This is a genomic window from Nitrosomonas sp. (assembly GCF_019752095.1).
Classification (GTDB): domain Bacteria; phylum Pseudomonadota; class Gammaproteobacteria; order Burkholderiales; family Nitrosomonadaceae; genus Nitrosomonas.
Window position 1 is genome coordinate 1 of the sequence record NZ_JAIEMO010000009.1, and the last position, 19,068, is coordinate 19,068.

The window sequence follows — 19,068 nt, forward strand, 5'->3', positions numbered from 1 at the left end:
TGATGCAAAACAAGGCTTAGAAAAATATTTCATGTTCTACAACCAAAATAGACCTCACACCGCGCTTGACGACAAAACGCCAAATGAGTTCTACTTCGATAACCTGCCTGCAATGCAAAATACAGCGTAGGCATTACCGCGAGATTTCCACTTAAGAAATGGGAAAAACTGTCCAATCAAGTGCGGCCACCTCTATTCCCAATACTAACGCTCCACTTTCTTTAAACCTTAAGGGACCAAAGTTAAGCAGCGCCCGAACACTCGGATCTGTATTTCACTTACGTACCCAAGTACGCCAAGTTTCTATCTTCTGAACTATAAATAACTACCGCTGCCCATTCCGATTCATACTCATTCTGGTGTTCATGCGCTAGTCCGTTAGCCCGTTTCAGAACCCTTCGTGATTAATCTCATTTGTTTTTTTAATGCACTATCTACTCAAGAAATAGAGTCTATGGAGAATCCGCGAGATTTGTCCGATTGCCGAAGAAAATTTCACTTTTGAACTGAGCGTCTGACAAAAAATGTGACATCCAGCATATATCGTTCAGGCTGTCGGGACATTTTATCTAATATTTCACAAAAATACCTAAATTTGAGGGGCAAATGACATCTATTTCTTTAAAAGCTATGTTGGTAGAATCGCTCGCAGGTTAAAAAATAAAATATATTTCCTTGGCAGAATAGTAAAAAAATAAAGAGGAGTAAGTATGGCGACTACGAACTATAGTGTCACGAAGAGTGTTGCAGCAGCCTCATTAAATGCTTCAGATATACCTTCAGACATCGTAAACAAGATTTTAAGCAAGCTGGGCTCTACTGTTAAGGTGGTTCAGTTTGATTCTAACCTGCCGCTGACTAGCCCAACGGGAGCCTCGGTGAGTGGAAAAGATCTTGTTTTGATTGATCCAAACGATCCAGTGGATCTTTCTTCCATTTCAAAAGCAGATATTAAAGGAGTGGATGCTTTTATCTTTACTACAAACGAGAATGTTGATTTTACCTTGTCAGGCTCGAATACACGTACTTTTGACGGGGTGGTAGTTACGAATGCTGGCGACGATATAGTTACCCTGAATAGTAAAATTGGAGTTACCGTCTCCTCTGGTGATGGGAATGATAACGTTACAACTGGATCTGGCCATGATTATGTCAATCTTGGTGCGGGCGATGATACGGTTAATACAGGTGCTGGCAATGACACTATTTCTGCAGACGCAGGTAACGACAGTATAAATAGTGGTGCCGGCAATGATGCTATAACGGCTGGATTGGGCAACGATGTCATTTATACGGGTGCGGGCAATGATATTGTGTGGGCTGAAGGAGGTAACGATAGTGTAAATACTGGTTCGGGCAATGACACGGTGTCGGCTGGAGCGGGTGATGACTTAATATTTACCGGCGTAGGCAATGATATCGTAACGACAGGCCCGGGAAATGACAGCGTTTATACGGGGTCGGGGAATGATACTGTTTACCTGGGTTCTGGTAATTCACTCGTTAATACCGGTGCTGACAACGATATTGTTAAGTTGAATTCTGAATATATCGGAACACTTTCTCAACTCAACGGCAGTAGCGGAAGTATTGATAAGCTGGATTTAACCTTGGTAAATATCGATACGGTATCAAGATTCGGTCCGCAATTAACGATTACTCTCGATAATGGTTCTGTTGTTAAAGCAGCTAATTTTGAAAAATTTGTTTATGACAACAATGGAATTGATACCGAAGGAGGAATTGTAATAGTTGGAATTGATCAATTGGATGCTCATTTCTAGCAGTTAGTATCTATCAACGTTAAAAAAGTATTTTATTCTGGGCAAGCTTAAAAAGCTTGCCCAGTTTATTTTAAAACTCTTCGATAGGTCTGGATGAGTCCGAATAACATGAAATCTGTGCCAAGACTTCCTTATACACTTTCTGACTATTTGAGTATTGCGCTTGAGAAACTTGATGACAACGACCTGATCACTGCGTTCCGATATGCTGATCGTGCTTGTAGACTTACTAAACTTCCTGATGCGAATGCTCTGATTGTTCGATCTGCCGTTCTATCCAAAAGGGGCTATCTGACTGATGCTATCAATGATTTAAAGATCGTCAGCTTGATGATGCCGGGAAATCAAAACATTTTTTTCTCGTTGCTTCAATTGTGTTGGTCAGATTTAGAAAATCATCAAAAAATATTTAATCAATCACTTATTTCTTTATTGAGACAAGCGCCAAAACTCTGTTTCAACTCAGAAGTTGTAACCTGGATTGCAGGTGCAGGTATTTCTGCGATGGGCGCTGCGTGGCGCGAAGGTGAATTTATCACTGGTTGGGCTATAAATACAAATGATCCGGAATCAAGCGTGTTGATTGAACTTGATGGTAATTTTTTTTCTGTTGGAATTGGAATGCCCACGCCCTGGCTGGCAACTGCAGGTATAGGAAACGGCCACAATGGATTTCGCTTGAAACTGCCTGATTCGTTCAATTTACTTAGAATAGGCATCTCAGGCAGCAGCCTATGGGGTTGTCCTTTTGTGGGCAATAAACATTTAATCCCCAATCTTCCATCCTCAGTAAGACTCTCAAATATCGTCGATATTATTGTTCCGGTTTTTTTAGGTTGTTCAGAAACACTGGCTTGTCTAGAGGCTATCAAAGCATCGAATATAAGTGTTCCGCATCGAATAGTCGTTGTCGATGATTGCAGCACTGATGAAAATTTGCGCACTGCACTTAGACAAAGAGCTCAACGAAAGGAAATTGTCTTAATTTCGCGTCCCATCAATGCGGGTTTCTCGGGTGCAGTTAATACTGCGCTGACGCTGGATAGTACTCGTGATGTGATTTTGCTCAATGCCGATACGCTGGTTTATGGAGACTGGCTAGATCGGATGCAGGCAGCGGCGTATCAGAGCGATGATATTGCAACAGTTACTCCCTTATCTAATCATGGCGAGCTGGCTAGCTATCCTTTGCCCATGCAAAATAATCCAGTGTTAAGTGCTAAGCATGCAGAGCTGATAGATCAGTTATTTAATTCGATCGGGCCCAAAGAAGCGATTGATGTACCTGTCGGCGTGGGTTTCTGCCTTTACATAAAAAGAAAGGCATTGAACGAGATTGGTCTGCTCAACGAGGGTTCTTTTGGTCGAGGCTATGGTGAAGACACCGATTTTTGTTTGCGTTTACAAACATGCGGCTGGCGCAATGTGTGCGCAGCAAATATTTACGTTGTTCATTGGGGAAGTCGATCTTTCAATGATGAAAAACAATATCTGGTCGCACAAAATTTACCTAAGCTACATGCTGGATATCCGCATCACTCAGACGAATATGAACAGTTCCTCACCGATGATCCACTCTATGCTTTGCGCCGAAATGTCCAGCGTCTTTGGCTAGCCAGGGTTGTGCCACAGTACAAAGGAACTTTACAAATCGGTAACTCCGATTTTAATGAAGGGATAACGTTTACCCTCAGGTCTATCAAGAAGCGGCACGATCAATGGCATGTAAACTTGGCTATTTCCGGCATCACGGGTCTGGACAACATAGACTATGCATGGCCGCAACAATCATTAGAGTTGCGAGAGGATCTTTCAGCCGCAGGCTTTAAGAATCTTGAACTGAAAACATTTGGCGAATGGCCAGCCGATATTATCGATTACTTGACCGATGGTTCTATTCCTTATGATGTGACACTTGAAGACTACAGTGGATATTGTCCTCGAAAATACCGCTTGAAAAGCAATGCTGTCATTTGTGACGATCCTGTTGACACTAACGAATGCGCGCGTTGCATAGCACAGCTCGGGCCGCTGGTTTATAACTTCACAGGCATAGCTCCTTGGCAAGAGCGTACCCAGCATATACTTTCAAAAGCTAATAAAACCAGCGTACTAAATAATGAAATGCGCAATGCTTATATTCGACGATTCCCATCGCTTAGCGATCAGATTGTTACAGGAGCCTCTAATAATTTAGATAATTCATTCTCTACCCGTCAGAATGAGACACCACTAAAATCTCAAGCGACAGTACCGCTTTCCACAGAATTAAAAGAACCGATGAGCATTGCCGTGTTATCGGCTCGTTCCCTTGACGAAGGCTATTTGCAGTTAATAGAACAAGCGAATAAGGCTCTTGAACAACACTTGGCCATTATGTTCATTGTGCTTGGCGACACACTGAATGACGCCAATTTGCAACAGCTTCCCAACATTCACCTTACCGGAATAGTTCCTGAAGCTCAAATTCCTGATGTCCTGCGTTTGCATAATTGCTATGCCATCGGCAATTACTCTCCTTGCGCTCACAGAAGGATACAAGTTGCCAAGGAAGCTCAACGCTATGATCTTCCGCTAGTTCATGGTTGTTTAACCGGATGACGCAAGTTTTAAGTTTTCACCACAAAAACTATGAAGGAGCAGTGCTGGGGCGCTCTGGAAATTTCTTGATAGGATGGGCACGCAATCTGTCCCGGCCGGATGAAATCATCACCATCAATTTGATTGGTGATGATCAGTGGATAGCAACTACCCGTGCTGCACTAACCCTACAACTGGAAAGCTTGCAGCTAATTATGCCTGCCGAGGCTCATGGTCATGCATTTGCATTTAAAATTCAACCCCAGGATTGGCAGTCGATAGCTCGCTTTGAAGCCTGCGTAGCTAATGACGGACATCGTCTCGCCGGCGTAGTGTTCTCGCACCATGACCCACATAATGCAGCTCGAGTGCTTAGTACCCAGGTTGAAAATTATGATGGTTTGCGCTTATGGGGTTGGGCATGGGATATGCTAGATCCCGATGTCACTCAAACAATATATGCCTATGAAGCAGGACGATTACTAGCAGAGTGCAGTGCTGATCAATACTGTGCTGAGCTGGAAAATACTGGATGCGGCTATGCTTATCACGGATTTAGCCTGACATTGCCGATGGAGTTGGCCAATAGCTGCGTTCATCAAATACACGTAACTACCGCTCATGGTCAAATCCTGAATGGAAGTCCTCTTAGTGTAGTTGTCCCTCCGGTAACGCTGACAACCTGGGTGAATGCTTTAGTGTTGCCACAACAAGAACGCAGCTTTCTAACCGCACTTATGCAGCGTTATTCGTTGCATGTACCGCTCTCTATGGATTTTTCCGGTTATCGAAATTGGTTAGATCGGTTTGGCAGCGTCAATTCTTCCCCATGCACCGCAACTTCAATCACGTGTGTTATTGCAGGCGATGACGATGTGGAAACAACCTTGGATAGTCTGATCAGTCAGGCTCATCCACATTGGACTGCACTGGTATGCAGCGCATCAAGTTCGCTGAAGGATACGAGAATCCACCATGTAACACCCACAAAGTGGCTAGAGCATATTCGGACTGCAATCAGTCAAGGTGATGGCATCTTCAGTTTCATCATTGCGGGGGACACTTTACCCACGGATGCACTGTCATCTGTTGTTGCAGCGTTCGACAATCCCTTGGTGCAAATTGCCTTCACCGATTGTGACCAGATACTTGCGGATGGACAATCCCCACACCCTTGGTTCAAACCAGATTGGGATCCGGATTTATTCCTAGCCCAAACCCCGCTGCATCATCTGTTTGCTACACGTGCCTGCAATCTGCCCATCCAAAGCCCTTATATCGCTGAAGCCAATGCCTGGCCTTGGATTGCCGTGCAATCAGTGGGTGACAATCCTGAAGCGATTTATCACATACCCCGGGTTCTTTACCATCGTCGCAATGGCGCTGCATCACCTGCTCATATCGATGCACAGCACAGCTGTGATGCAATACTTGCACCGGGTTTACACCGGACTGTTGCCGATCATGGTGAAATTAGGCTGGTTTGGGAAAGCCCTGTGAAATGGCCAACGGTTAGCTTGATTATTCCCACCCGTGATCACTTCGAATTACTGCAACGCTGTATTGAAAGCTTGCTTAAGACAGATTATCCCAATATGGAAATAATCGTTATCGACAACGATAGCGTCGAACCCGATGCGCTTGCTTACCTTGATCACGTAAAAAGTAAGGGTGTCAATGTTATCCAACATCCCGGTCCGTTCAATTTTTCAGCCATTAATAACCGTGCAGTGCAGCATACCAAGGCTACTCTAATCGGCTTCATCAACAACGATATAGAAGCTATAGATAGCGGATGGCTTAAAGCCATGGTGCGGCATCTGCTCAGACCCAATGTGGGTGCAGTCGGCGCAAAATTATTATGGCCTAATGGCATGGTTCAGCATGCGGGTGTTGTACTCGGTCTTCATGGGCTTGTCGGACATACAGGAAATAATTGGCATAAAGATGACTTCGGTTATTTTGGATATAACCAGATAACGCGTAGTGCTAGTGCAGTCACTGCCGCCTGCCTGCTTTGTAAGCGCGAAGACTATCTTTCAGTAAATGGTCTGGATGAAATTGATTTTCCTGTCAATTTTAATGACGTTGATTTTTGCCTGAAGCTGCGAAGTATGGGCAAGCGCATTGTCTGGACCCCAGAGGCACAATTGATGCATGCCGAGTCGGCAAGTCGAGGGAGTGATGATACGGCACAACGGCGCGGGCGATTGGCGCGCGAGAAAAACCGGCTGATGCAAAAGTGGCATCAATGGATCAATGATGACCCGTTTTATAACCCCAATCTTAATCTTGATGCATATTGTTATGCCGGTCTTGCAATTTCTCCCCGTGGAAGAGCGGCGTTGCAAAGCTCTGGCAATATGAACGATCGTGAAGATTCAATTGAGTTTGCCGGGCCAGCTGAGCGTAACCTGAACTGCACTTCTAAAACAGATCAGCAGTACTCATGAAAATACTGTTCATACACCAGAACTTTCCCGCGCAATTTCGCAATCTTGCTAAGCATTTGGTTACAACGGGCAAACACGAATTATTGGCACTGAAGCAACCACCCAGTGCAGAATTTGACGGTGTAGGCGTAGCCAGTTACAAATTTCTCCGTAACCCGGAGCCAAACACGCATCCATTGCTTAAAGAAATGGAAGCCAAAATATTGCGGGGCGAGGCTGTGGCTGATGCCGCGCGGCGTCTGAAAGCCAAGGGCTACACGCCTGATGTCATTGTTGCCCACCCGGGCTGGGGAGAAGTGCTGTTTATTAAGGATGTATGGCCGAAAATAAAACTAATTTGCTATTTTGAATATTATTACAGTGCAGTGGGGCAGGATTTCGATTTCGATCCGGAGTTTCATGAATCCACATTCACTGGATTGGCACGTTTGCGTTTGAAGAATACCACCATGCAACAAGCCCTTGAAATCTCTGATGCCGGCTGGACGCCCACTCAATGGCAGAAAAAAACTATTCCTGAATGGGCGCACAGCAAAATTGATGTCATTCATGAAGGTATTGATACGGATTACTTCAGACCCAATGCCAAAGCAAGTTTTAATATCGCCAATAAGAATATCAACCTGACTCGCCAGGATGAAGTCATTACCTACGCCGCACGGGCGCTGGAACCAGTCCGGGGCTTTCATGTATTTATGCGCGCACTGCCTGAGTTACTGGCGCGGCGACCAAATGCACATGTCGTCATTATGGGGCACGAAAAATCATCCTACGGACCGGAGCCGGGAGGTAATAGCAGCTGGCTGGAAAAAATGCTGGGCGAAGTCGGTGCAGACCTTGATCCAGATCGAGTTCACGTTGTCGGTTATCTGGCTAGAGAACAATATCGTGCCGTCATGCAAGTTTCCAAAGCACACGTTTACTTGACATATCCTTTTATATTGTCGTGGTCTTTGCTGGAGGCTATGGCCTGCGGTGCGCCCATCGTGGCATCCAATACGGCTCCCATAAAAGAATTTATCAAGCATGGAAAAACAGGCCTCTTATTTGATTTTTTTGATACCCCTGAACTTGTCGAAGCTGTAATAAAACAGCTAGATGCCAAACGAAGTGAATCTTATAAACTTAACCTCACTGCAAGAAACTTAATTAAAAAAAATTTTGAGCAAGCTGCATGTGTTGAACGATTATTAAAATTAATTGAAGCTGAGGCTAGCACTGACAAAGGTGCAAAAGAGTGTATCTGACCGTACGGTCCAAATCCGATGAATTTAGTGAGTAACCATAATAATGGATGAAGAACAAAATAATAAACTGCTTCTGATTGATGCTATAGGAAATGCTTCACTTGAAGATGAAGAGCGCGGCGCACTTGCCCCAGGACAATGGCGACTCGTTCTGAGTCAAAATAACACTCAACTGCCTTTACTTTATCCAGATCAATCCTGGAATGCTGTTATCTGGCGTTTGGGTGATAATGCAATTAATATCAAACTAATGCAGGAAGAAGCTTACCGTTTAATAGGACCAGGTGGGCGGGTAATACTGATTGGCAAACTCAATGCACGTAAGAAGAACAGTGCAATTAACATAGCAGAATCGCTTGCCGGCAATGTGGAGGTAGTAGAGTTAGATGATGGGCGTTCCATCATCGTGTTTAATAAGCAATCGTTAGCCGAGTCCGGCTTTTCTACTACCGCGATCAGTAATGCTACTCTTAATGATTCAAATTGTGTTAGATCTATTATCGATCCTAATGATACAAAAGGATATTATGGTTGTATTGATTTAATTTCAGAGGAAGGAATTTATGGCTGGCTTCTAAATGGTGAAAACCCAACCGCTTCTATAGCTATTTCAATTTTTTTGAATGGAGAACTAATTGGGAATACTTATACAGCAACATTGCGAGAAGATATTTCAAATGTGCTTGAGTATCCTATTAATTGTGGTCTACATTTTAAATGGGCCGAAGCAACATTCCCTCTATGGATTGAGGAATATGATCTGCAAAATGAAGTAAATTTTACCTTTAGCGTAATTGGCAGCGAATTTTATTTGTCTTATCAAAAGGCAATGCCAACGTTTGAAAAATTGCTCAAATGGAGAGCAATGACACAATCGACTCGCACTGATGATAAATTAATAGGTAATGTCGATAATATAAATGGAAAAAAGATCGAAGGATGGGCGATAAGGCTTGATCGCCAAGATATTGCAGCTAGTGTGCAACTGTTTATTGATGGTCTGCTAATTGAAGAAACTAGAGCATCAAAATATCGAGCAGATCTACGTGAAGCTAATATTCGTTCAGGATTTGCAGCTTTTGAATTTAATATTCCAAACGAATTTTTTGACGGAACTGACCATAAATTTAATGTGATAGAAACAAGCAGTAATACTTGCCTTCCAGGAGTCTCAGAGTTTGCTTTTTATGATCCGGCAATAAGTACTACTCGGATGCAGTATTTCTATGAATCCGTTCTAATTAGCATCAATATTACACCTTCAGGTATCGAAGAGCTTAAAACCAAGAAAAAGGTTGCCATAATTTGTTCTTATTTTGAGTCTTCTTTCTTTTCATCATCACATAAGTATTTGTTTCAAAATCTGCGAGATTGTGGATATTGGATACTTTCAGTACATTCTTTGAGCAGTCAATTTTCAAAATTTGAAAAACCCGATGAAGTTGACGGCATTATATTTAAACGAAATTCTGGGTATGATTTTGGATCATGGCTATGTGGTATCTATTACTTGCGAGATCACCTTCCTGAATTAAATCAATTAGTTCTAATAAATGATAGTATTTTTGGTCCTTTATATAATCTTAAACCTATTTTTGAAAAAATGGATTCGGAGTATTCAGATTTCTGGGGTTTAATTGATAGCTTTCAATCTGGATATCACTTACAAAGTTTCTTTCTTGTATTTAATAATAAAGTCTTATCTTCTTCATTTTTTAACGAGTTTGGGAACTCATTTAGCTATTCAGATAATAAAGAGATTGTTATTCAAGAGGGAGAATTATCACTTACAAATAAACTTGTACAAGAAGGATTTATACCTAACGTTGTTTTTAAATATGAAGATGTAGGTCGGCATTGGCTTACCAAATGGAAAACTTTAACTAATAAACATACCTCTCGATCGAAAAAAATATCAAATAGTGAGATAACTGAGTTATTTGAACAATATATTCAAATGGTGTTCGACGGCATTCCCATGAATCCGACGCACTTATTTTGGGATAGTTTAATAGAACTTGGTTTTCCATTTATTAAACGAGAACTTCTATTTAAGAATCCTATGAATTTGCAAAATCTAAGTTCTGCAAAAAATATCATCCGTAATTGTAAGAGCTATCCTATTGAACATATTGATAATGCAAGTAGATTCTTTCCTATTGAAAGAATATATTTGTAACCATCTAAAAGTAATTGAATATTTATATCTAGATTTTTAAAGGAAAATAAATTATGTATGTATTTAGCAGCGACTCAGAAAAACATCCAAGCAGCATTTGTATATTGGGATGCCCGCGGGGAGGCACATCAATGGTTTCTGGGGTTTTGAGAATACTTGATGTGAGCATGGGAGAAAATATCGACTTAGACAATAATGAGGATATTGATTTTCTTACACATAAAGGGAATCGTAAAATTTTTCGTAATAGATCGAATGAATACGATCAATATATTAATAACTTACAAAAGTTGATAGAAACTCGTAATAACGCTAATAATCTTTGGGGATGGAAGGATCCTTTATCTGGCTACTATATCCAAGATATTTATGAATACCTTCAAAGTCCAATATTTATTTTCATAACTAGAGACCTAGTTGCAATTGCCGAAAGAGAGGCAAAAGAGGAATTTAAAGAACAGTCAACTAACGCGGATAGTTATCTGGCATATATAGATAACGCTCTTGAAATCTACAAATTAGAATTGGATTTTATAGTAAGGAATAAACCACCTACTATGTTTGTAAGTTACGAAAAATCAATACTTAATCCGACTAACTTTGTTTTGGAACTTATAAAATTTATTAATTATTCTTCAGATGATAATTCTAAAATTGAAGCGGCATTAAATTATATTAAGCCAGCTCGTGGAACGGCCAAAATTTAATATTCATATCTAACAAAATCATATCATGCAAACTAATAATTTAGATGTAGCTCATAAGGTTATTTCACTCTTTAAAACTTCACTTGATAAGTTAAACAAATCAGATTTTAATGGCTCCGATGAAGAATGTAATCTGGCAATTTCTCTATTGGCAAAACAAAACGAAATTTTAGGCAAAGGGCCGATTCCTCTATATGTGGCACTTAGAATAGGCATTCCTAACGTTAATGTCTTATCGCTTCCAGATATTATTACGGGTCTATACTATATTAAAGGCATGTTAAATATACACTCTGCCAGATACTTAGAAGCGCGTGAGTATTTCGCAGCAGCTAGTGAATTCGCATATCGCCGGTTGTTATTAAAGGCGAATCCTATTGACACTTCGGAAGTATATTTTTGGCTAGCTATTTTTCATGAGGCGTTAAGCGCAAGAATGTCTGGTGATGTGCAAGGTTTGCTATATGCCCGCAGTTTGATTTTTACATATAAGAATACGTCATTTATTCAAGTAAATAAGTCCTTATTAGCTGGATATAGCAACCTCTCAAAACGTATAGAAAAGGAACTTACGCTTTGATATTTTATATGAACAATCCATTCTTTGAGTACATTTTATAAGATGGCTTCTTTTTTACAAAGATTGAAGTTCGGGAAGATTTGTCGAGTACATTTAAGGAGAATCAAATGATTGATAAACACAAAACATCAGCATCTTCTGATGTTTCTACCCACGTTAATGACGGAGCAGATGATTTTCGTGATACTGGGGTTGCGGCTATTAAGTGTGGCGAGTGGCAAAAAGCACTTGAAAATTTGCTAGAGGCGCATCGACGGCGACCCAATGGTCCTTTCATTCGATTACATCTTGCATGGGTTCTCTTGGAAATGAGTCGTGCTGAAGAAGCGCTTCAGCATTTGGATGCGCTGCTTGCTGAAAATCCGGTTTATTCAGACTTGGAGCCATTACTGAGCGAGCTACGTACTCGTGCAAAGAAAGAATTATTAGTCAATTCCACTACATCGACGAAACTCCAGGACACCTCATTACCGAAGCCTCCAGACGGTTTTATTTCAAGTCTTAAAAAGTTTTTCACAAAACATTGAGGTCCTCCCAACAAATAAAGCTGATTCGATATTTTGTGTGCGAATAAGTGAATGTCGTTAATGATCAGCTTAGTCTTGGTTTTAGTGGGTTCGATAGGGCAATGGCATGATTGCAAAACGGTTATAGAAAATTTTAGACATAATGATTAATAGTAGGCTTAATAAAGAAATAAATATGGGCGCACACTATAAAGGAATTATATTGGCAGGTGGATCTGGTGTCAGATTGCATCCGCTCACTCACTCGGTGAGCAAGCAGTTAATGCCTGTTTATGACAAGCCCATGATCTACTACCCGCTTTCAGTGCTCATGCTCGCAGGAATTCGCGAAATTCTGATTATTACCACGCCTCATGATTTGCCTCAATTTGAGTCACTGCTTGGTGATGGACAAGACTGGGGAATAAGCATTACTTATACGGTACAGCCCAGCCCTGATGGATTGGCACAGGCGTTTATTCTGGGAGAGAAATTTGTTGGCAATGATAATGTGAGCCTTATATTAGGGGATAACATTTTTTATGGTCATGGCATGGGTGAATTGTTGGCAAATGCGGTGGGTAATGACAAAGGCGCCACTATATTTGGTTATCGTGTCAAAGATCCGGAGCGTTATGGCGTAGTGTCGTTTGATACTGATGGCGTAGCCACTGATCTGGAAGAAAAACCGGAGAAACCTAAAAGCAACTATGCCGTAACCGGACTTTATTTTTATGATAATGATGTGATTGAAATTGCAAAAAACATCAGACCTTCTCCTCGTGGCGAGCTTGAGATTACCGATGTTAATAAGGTTTATCTTGAGCGGGGCGATCTCAAAGTGGAGTTGATGGGGCGTGGATTTGCCTGGCTGGATACCGGCACTCATGCGTCATTATTATCTGCCGCCAATTACATGCAGGTTATTGAAGAGCGGCAAGGGTTGAAAGTAGCTTGCCCGGAGGAAATTGCATACCGCAATGGATTCATAAATGCTGAGCAATTGGCGGCACTGGCTTCACCTCTGGAGAAAAATGGCTACGGTCAATACCTAATGGAAATCCTGCAAGATGAAAATCATTGAAACCAGACTTCCCGGCGTGGTGGTTTTTGAACCTAAGGTGTTTAGAGATCAACGAGGTTTTTTTGTAGAAACATTTCGTGAATCGGCATTACTCGAAGCAGCGATTAACGAGACTTTTGTCCAGGATAACCATTCCCGTTCATCCAAAGGTATTTTGCGCGGTCTCCACTATCAGTTATTTCAACCCCAAGGCAAGCTGGTGCGCGTATCGCGCGGAAAGGTCTTTGATGTCGCCGTTGATGTGAGAAAAGATTCACCCACCTTTGGGCAGTGGTTTGGCACTATATTGGACGATGAGAACTTGCGAATGATTTATGTGCCTCCGGGTTATGCGCATGGTTTCGTTGTTTTGTCAGAAGTGGCAGATTTTATCTATCGGTGCACTAACTATTATCATGCAGAATCCGAGCAAAGTATTGCGTGGAATGATCCTGATATCGGGATCGAATGGCCCGTCAGCGATGTTGCGCTCTCAACCAAAGATCAATCTGCGCCTAACCTTTCACAACAAGAGCTAGAGAAGTTGCCAAACTACAGTCCAATCTAAGACAATCTCAGTATTACATGAATAATTCCAGGGAATGAAATCTATTATGACCATATTAATAATAGGTGCAGCAGGTCAATTAGGTACAGAACTTTGTTTGCGCAGCAAAGAGCGTGGCTATAAATTTGTTGGCGTGGATTACAATGAATTGGATATCACCAATGAATCCAGCACCATGGCCTTTGTTGACCAAGTAAAACCAACCGTTATTATCAACGCCGCCGCTTATACTGCCGTCGACCGCGCTGAAACTGATATTGCGTCAGCCTTTGCTGTCAATCGAGAGGGTCCACTATATTTGGCAAGGTCCTGTGTGAAGGCTGATATACCGCTATTGCACGTTTCCACCGACTATGTGTTTGATGGAGAAAAGTCCACTCCCTATCATGAAACAGATGCCCCGAATCCAGGGGGAGTTTATGGTCAGAGTAAGCTGGAGGGTGAGACTGCTGTTGCCAATACGCTGGACAAATTCATAACGCTGCGTACAGCCTGGGTGTTTTCAGCCACCGGCCAGAATTTTGTCAGAACCATATTGCGCCTTGCTCAACAGCGTGACGAACTGAGTGTGGTTGCTGATCAGACGGGTGCGCCAACTTGGGCAGGCGATATCGCTGAAGTCCTGTTGGAAATTGTCGATCGAATACACCAAGGTAAGGCTATTACCTGGGGGTTGTATCATTACACTGGTGTGCCTGTCACTACATGGCACGCTTTTGCCGAAACTATTTGTCAACAGGCTTTTAATCTAGGCATGCTGAGAAAAAAACCGTTTATCAAACCTATCAGCACCTCTGAATATCCCACCGCTGCCAAGCGTCCGCAGAATTCAGCGCTGGCATGTGCGCGCATTCAGGAAGAATTACTCATTTCTCAGGCTGACTGGCGAAAAGGGTTAGAACACGTATTAATCCAATGGAAAAAAAACAATGAATTATCAACCTAAGCATTTATTAGTGACGGGGGGCGCTGGATTTATTGGCAGCAACTTCGTGCATTATTGGTTACGGGAATATCCTGACAGCCAGGTTACCGTGCTGGATGCGCTCACCTATGCCGGAAACTTACAAAATCTAAGAAGTATACAAAACAACAAGGCTTACCGTTTTGTGCACGGCGACATCCTTGATACCGCTTTGGTAGAAAAACTATTGCAAGATGCTTCGATTGATACCCTGGTGCATTTTGCTGCAGAAAGTCATGTGGATCGATCAATCCTCGGCCCAGATGCCTTCCTTAAAACCAATATTGATGGCACTCATTCACTGCTCAAGGCGGCCAAAAAAATATGGCTAGATGGAGGCAACACGTCCCATCGCTTTCACCATGTTTCCACGGACGAAGTGTATGGTACGCTCACGCCTGGCGCCCCTGCATTTACTGAGCAGCATCAATATCTGCCTAATTCGCCCTATGCAGCCAGCAAGGCATCTTCAGATCATATAGTGCGCAGTTACCATCATACTTACGGTCTCAATACTACCATCAGCAACTGTTCGAATAACTACGGCCCCTATCATTTTCCGGAAAAACTGATCCCATTAATTATCGTCAATTGTCTCGAAGGCAAACCCTTGCCTATTTATGGCGATGGTAAACAGATTCGAGACTGGCTCTACGTTGAGGATCATTGTCGTGGTATAGAACGCATTCTCCTGAATGGAAAAGTGGGTGAAGTCTATAATATCGGTGGCAACAATGAATGGACGAATATCGATATTGTTACACTGGTCTGTCAGCTGATGGACATATACCATCCTCATGGCGCACCCCATACCCAATTAATCACTCATGTCACAGATCGTCCCGGACATGATCGCAGATATGCCATTAATGCTGCCAAGATCATGGATCAACTGTCTTACAGGCCAGTGGAAACATTTGAAACCGGTATTCAAAAAACGGTTCAGTGGTATCTCGATAACGAGGACTGGTGGCGTGGCGTTATGGACAATAGTTACAAAAAGTGGCTGGATACGAATTATTCCGATAAAAAAACCCGGTCAGAAGTCGCGGAGTTTTGAAGTAAAGTTAACTGATAAGGCCTCTTGTTAACTGCTTGCTTGATTGACATTCCATCTCAGAGTATTTTCGATTTTCCTGAGAGAAGTTAATTCAGTTTTTGCAATTGTAAAGTTAGATCATCGAGTTTTTTGTTGAAAGTAACCAGGCGCTCTTTTTCTTGTGCGACAACCTGGTGGGGCGCTTGTTTTACAAAACTGGGATTGGAAAGTTTAGTTTGTGCCTTGGATACTTCTGCCTGAATGCGGGTAATTTCCTTGGATAGCCGTTCGCGTTCTGCTTCCACATTTATCTCGATTTTCAGCATTAATTTGAAATCTCTGACAATTGCCACGGGAGCATCTGCAGTGGGTAATCCATCTGATTGAATTTCTACATTTGATAATTTAGCTAATGCAAGCAAATAGGGCGAGAAATTTGACAACGTTTGTGAATTACCACTGGCAAGTAGTGGCACCTTGAGTGCGGGTGATAGTTTCATTTCACCGCGTAGGTTACGGCAGGCATTGATTATTTCTTTAAGTAATAGAATCTCTTCAATGGATTGTTGATTAGTTTTTGTTGTATCCGCAATCGGATATGGCTGACACATAATGCTATCACCTTGTTTGTCTGCCAGCGGTGCGACTTTCTGCCATAGTTCCTCGGTAATGAATGGAATGATAGGATGTGCCAGCCGTAGCATGGCTTCCAACACACGGACTAGCGTTCTGCGTGTTGTTCGTTGTATCGACTCCTGAGGGTTGTTTAATTGCACTTTAGCCAGCTCAACATACCAGTCGCAGTATTCGTCCCAGACCAGCTCGTAGATTTCGCGTGCTAAAAGATCAAAACGATACTGGGTAAATGCCAGTTCAATGGCTTGTTCAGCTTGTTGCAATCGACTGATGATCCATTGATCAGCTGCGGAATAAGTGAGTGGTGACGTTTCATCCAACCCCGTATCTTTTCCTTCACAATTCATGAGTACAAAGCGTGTGGCATTCCAGAGTTTGTTACAGAAGTTTCGATATCCTTCACAGCGTTGCAGATCGAATTTGATATCTCGTCCGTGCGAAGCCAGACTGGCAAATGTGAAACGCAAAGCATCGGTTCCAAAGGATTGAATCCCTTCGGGAAAATGTTTTCTGGTATTTTTCTCAATCGACTCGGCTTGTTTGGGATTCATCAGTCCGATGGTGCGCTTTGCGATCAAATCGGGCAGGGTAATGCCATCGATCAAATCCAGAGGATCCAGTACGTTCCCTTTGGATTTACTCATTTTCTGACCTTCAGCATCGCGAATTAAGCCGGTAATATAAACTTCCTTGAAAGGCACTTGGTTGGTGAAATGTAACGACATCATCACCATGCGTGCCACCCAAAAGAAAATGATGTCGAACCCTGTAATCAGTACTGAAGTGGGCAGAAACGTTTTCAGTTCCGGCGTTTCTTCCGGCCAGCCTAAGGTTGAGAATGGCCAGAGCGCCGATGAAAACCAGGTATCCAGAACATCACCATCTTGTTTTAGATTGCTGTTGCCGGAAAGTTTCTGTGCTTCTTCGAGACTATGCGCAACGGTAATGTTGCCATCTTCGTCATACCAGGCCGGAATACGGTGTCCCCACCATAATTGGCGCGAAATACACCAATCCTGAATGTTCTCCAGCCATTGGTTGTAAACATGCGTCCAGTTGTCCGGCGTGAACTTAACTTCACCAGCGGCAACAACTTCTAATCCTCGCTTGGCCAGACTCTCCATTGCGACATACCATTGATCAGTCAGCATCGGCTCGATGATGGTATTGGTGCGATCGCCTCGTGGGGCCATCAGTTTGTGAGGTTTGGTTTCAACCAGAAAACCTTGCGCGTCCAGATCGGCAATGATTTTTTTTCTGGCCTCAAAACGATCCATGCCTTGATATTCGGTTGGAGCCATATCATTGATTTTTGCGTCCAAGGTGAAAATGTTGATCGGTACCAAATGATGTCTTTGCCCAACCAGATAATCGTTAAAGTCGTGAGCCGGAGTAATTTTTACACAACCGGTACCAAATTCCAGATCGACATAAGAGTCCGCAATAATTGGAATAGTGCGTTCACACAAAGGCAGCCTAAGATGTCGTCCGATTAGGTGTTGATAACGCGAATCCTCGGGATGCACGGCGACGGCCACATCACCCAGCATGGTTTCTGGGCGGGTAGTGGCGACAATTAAAGCATTCGTTTGTTCTATTCCAGAACCATCCGTTTGTTCCAATGGATAGCGAATGTGCCACAATGAGCCATTTTCTTCAGTTGCAACGACTTCCAGATCGGATACGGCAGTTTGCAAAACAGGATCCCAATTCACCAGCCGCTTGCCGCGATAAATCAGTCCTTCACGATATAATCGAACAAATACTTCAGTGACTGCGCGTGATAATGCGTCATCCATGGTAAAACGCTCGCGTGTCCAATCACAAGATGTTCCCAAGCGCCGCATTTGCCGGGTGATGGTAGAACCAGATTCTTCTTTCCATTGCCATACCCGTTCTAAAAATGCTTCCCGGCCCATTTGGCGACGATCGAGATTCTGCTGATCCAGTTGACGCTCAACTACAATCTGCGTGGCAATGCCGGCATGATCAGTGCCCGGTTGCCATAAAGTACTGTACCCTCGCATGCGGTGATAGCGTGTTAGTGCATCCATTAAGGTGTGCTGGAATGCATGCCCCATGTGTAATGTGCCCGTAACATTGGGGGGCGGCAGCATGATGCAATAGGCGGAGCGATCTTCAGTGGCAGTAGGTTTGAAATATCCGGCTGATTCCCATTCGGAATACCAAAAATTTTCAATATGCTTAGGGTCAAAACTTTTTTCGAGATCCATGAAATTTTAAGGGCGTAAGGTAAGTATTGCTAAGAAAATAGCCATTATACTACTGGATGCCATACCTGCGCGTATGACAAGAGGCGCAAGTTATTTAGATGAGGTCGACATATTTATTGCTGCAGTGGGGTGGATATGGCTAACTACTATTTGCAACGGTTATTTGATTTGATTGGTCAATCGAGCTTCCAAAGCGTTTGCCAGTGCTTTTTTGGTCAGAGTATCCATTTCGATATTAGCATCTCTTAACGCGGCATCGAGTATTAGCTGGATTGGTGTTAGGCGTACTGGCTGAAGTTGAATTACGGACGGGTGAAGTACCACCACTTCGCTCAATAGCGGTATTGTACCTGCATCCATGGAGGCTGTTTTGTCGGCATGCTGCGCGCTTGCAGAGAGTGTGACGTTACTTATTGCAGGAGTGATTTTACCTTGACTCTGATATTTGTTGAGTAAGCTACGAAATTTCTCCAGTATTGCGGCATCATCAAAATCGATTTCAGGTTTATTCTCATCCATGATAGAAAA

General features: G+C 42.8%; 15 protein-coding genes. 13 read left to right on the plus strand and 2 right to left on the minus strand.

Features of this window, described 5'->3' with window-relative positions:
* The 13 genes from K2Q13_RS03775 to rfbB all read left to right on the plus strand — a co-directional run.
* Nucleotides 1-130: integrase core domain-containing protein (locus K2Q13_RS03775; RefSeq protein WP_292919452.1), on the plus strand; the 130-nt coding region annotated here is incomplete at its 5' end.
* 580 nt (nt 131-710) lie between these two features.
* Nucleotides 711-1,784: a calcium-binding protein gene (locus K2Q13_RS03780; RefSeq protein WP_292919330.1), complete on the plus strand. Its 1,074-nt coding sequence runs from the start codon at nt 711-713 to the stop codon at nt 1,782-1,784.
* Nucleotides 1,785-1,892: 108 nt separating this feature from the next.
* Nucleotides 1,893-4,385 carry a glycosyltransferase gene (locus K2Q13_RS03785; RefSeq protein ID WP_292919331.1) on the plus strand — a complete coding sequence of 831 codons (2,493 nt, stop codon included), beginning with the start codon at nt 1,893-1,895 and terminating at the stop codon, nt 4,383-4,385.
* Nucleotides 4,382-6,817 carry a glycosyltransferase family 2 protein gene (locus K2Q13_RS03790; RefSeq protein WP_292919332.1) on the plus strand — a complete coding sequence of 812 codons (2,436 nt, stop codon included), beginning with the start codon at nt 4,382-4,384 and terminating at the stop codon, nt 6,815-6,817. The genes K2Q13_RS03785 and K2Q13_RS03790 overlap by 4 nt, the downstream gene beginning before the upstream one ends.
* Complete coding sequence (locus K2Q13_RS03795) at nt 6,814-8,064, plus strand: glycosyltransferase family 4 protein (protein WP_292919333.1); 1,251 nt, start codon at nt 6,814-6,816, stop codon at nt 8,062-8,064. Before K2Q13_RS03790 ends, K2Q13_RS03795 begins: the two co-directional genes overlap by 4 nt.
* 43 nt (nt 8,065-8,107) lie before the next feature.
* Nucleotides 8,108-10,243 carry a rhamnan synthesis F family protein gene (locus K2Q13_RS03800; protein WP_292919334.1) on the plus strand — a complete coding sequence of 712 codons (2,136 nt, stop codon included), beginning with the start codon at nt 8,108-8,110 and terminating at the stop codon, nt 10,241-10,243.
* 53 nt (nt 10,244-10,296) lie between these two features.
* The gene (locus tag K2Q13_RS03805; RefSeq protein ID WP_292919335.1) at nt 10,297-10,950 is read left to right on the plus strand and encodes a hypothetical protein; all 654 of its coding nucleotides are present in this window, start codon (nt 10,297-10,299) and stop codon (nt 10,948-10,950) included.
* 25 nt (nt 10,951-10,975) lie between these two features.
* Nucleotides 10,976-11,530: a hypothetical protein gene (locus tag K2Q13_RS03810; protein WP_292919336.1), complete on the plus strand. Its 555-nt coding sequence runs from the start codon at nt 10,976-10,978 to the stop codon at nt 11,528-11,530.
* Nucleotides 11,531-11,637: 107 nt separating this feature from the next.
* Nucleotides 11,638-12,057, plus strand: coding sequence for a tetratricopeptide repeat protein (locus tag K2Q13_RS03815; protein ID WP_292919337.1), 420 nt, complete (start codon nt 11,638-11,640; stop codon nt 12,055-12,057).
* A 175-nt stretch (nt 12,058-12,232) separates the two neighbouring features.
* Nucleotides 12,233-13,120, plus strand: coding sequence for a glucose-1-phosphate thymidylyltransferase RfbA (gene rfbA / locus K2Q13_RS03820; protein ID WP_292919338.1), 888 nt, complete (start codon nt 12,233-12,235; stop codon nt 13,118-13,120).
* Nucleotides 13,107-13,667 (plus strand): dTDP-4-dehydrorhamnose 3,5-epimerase, encoded by a 561-nt coding sequence (rfbC, locus tag K2Q13_RS03825; protein ID WP_292919339.1) that lies wholly within the window; start codon nt 13,107-13,109, stop codon nt 13,665-13,667. Before rfbA ends, rfbC begins: the two co-directional genes overlap by 14 nt.
* Nucleotides 13,668-13,713: 46 nt before the next feature.
* The gene (rfbD, locus tag K2Q13_RS03830; RefSeq protein ID WP_292919340.1) at nt 13,714-14,613 is read left to right on the plus strand and encodes a dTDP-4-dehydrorhamnose reductase; all 900 of its coding nucleotides are present in this window, start codon (nt 13,714-13,716) and stop codon (nt 14,611-14,613) included.
* Nucleotides 14,597-15,691 carry a dTDP-glucose 4,6-dehydratase gene (rfbB, locus tag K2Q13_RS03835; RefSeq protein ID WP_292919341.1) on the plus strand — a complete coding sequence of 365 codons (1,095 nt, stop codon included), beginning with the start codon at nt 14,597-14,599 and terminating at the stop codon, nt 15,689-15,691. The genes rfbD and rfbB overlap by 17 nt, the downstream gene beginning before the upstream one ends.
* A gap of 86 nt (nt 15,692-15,777) precedes the next feature.
* Here rfbB and K2Q13_RS03840 read toward each other — a convergent pair whose 3' ends face one another.
* Nucleotides 15,778-18,540 (minus strand): valine--tRNA ligase, encoded by a 2,763-nt coding sequence (locus K2Q13_RS03840; protein WP_292919342.1) that lies wholly within the window; start codon nt 18,538-18,540, stop codon nt 15,778-15,780.
* A gap of 159 nt (nt 18,541-18,699) precedes the next feature.
* Entirely contained in the window at nt 18,700-19,059 is a 360-nt protein-coding gene (locus tag K2Q13_RS03845) for a hypothetical protein (RefSeq protein ID WP_292919343.1), read from the minus strand.
* Between the last annotated feature and the right edge of the window lie 9 nt (nt 19,060-19,068).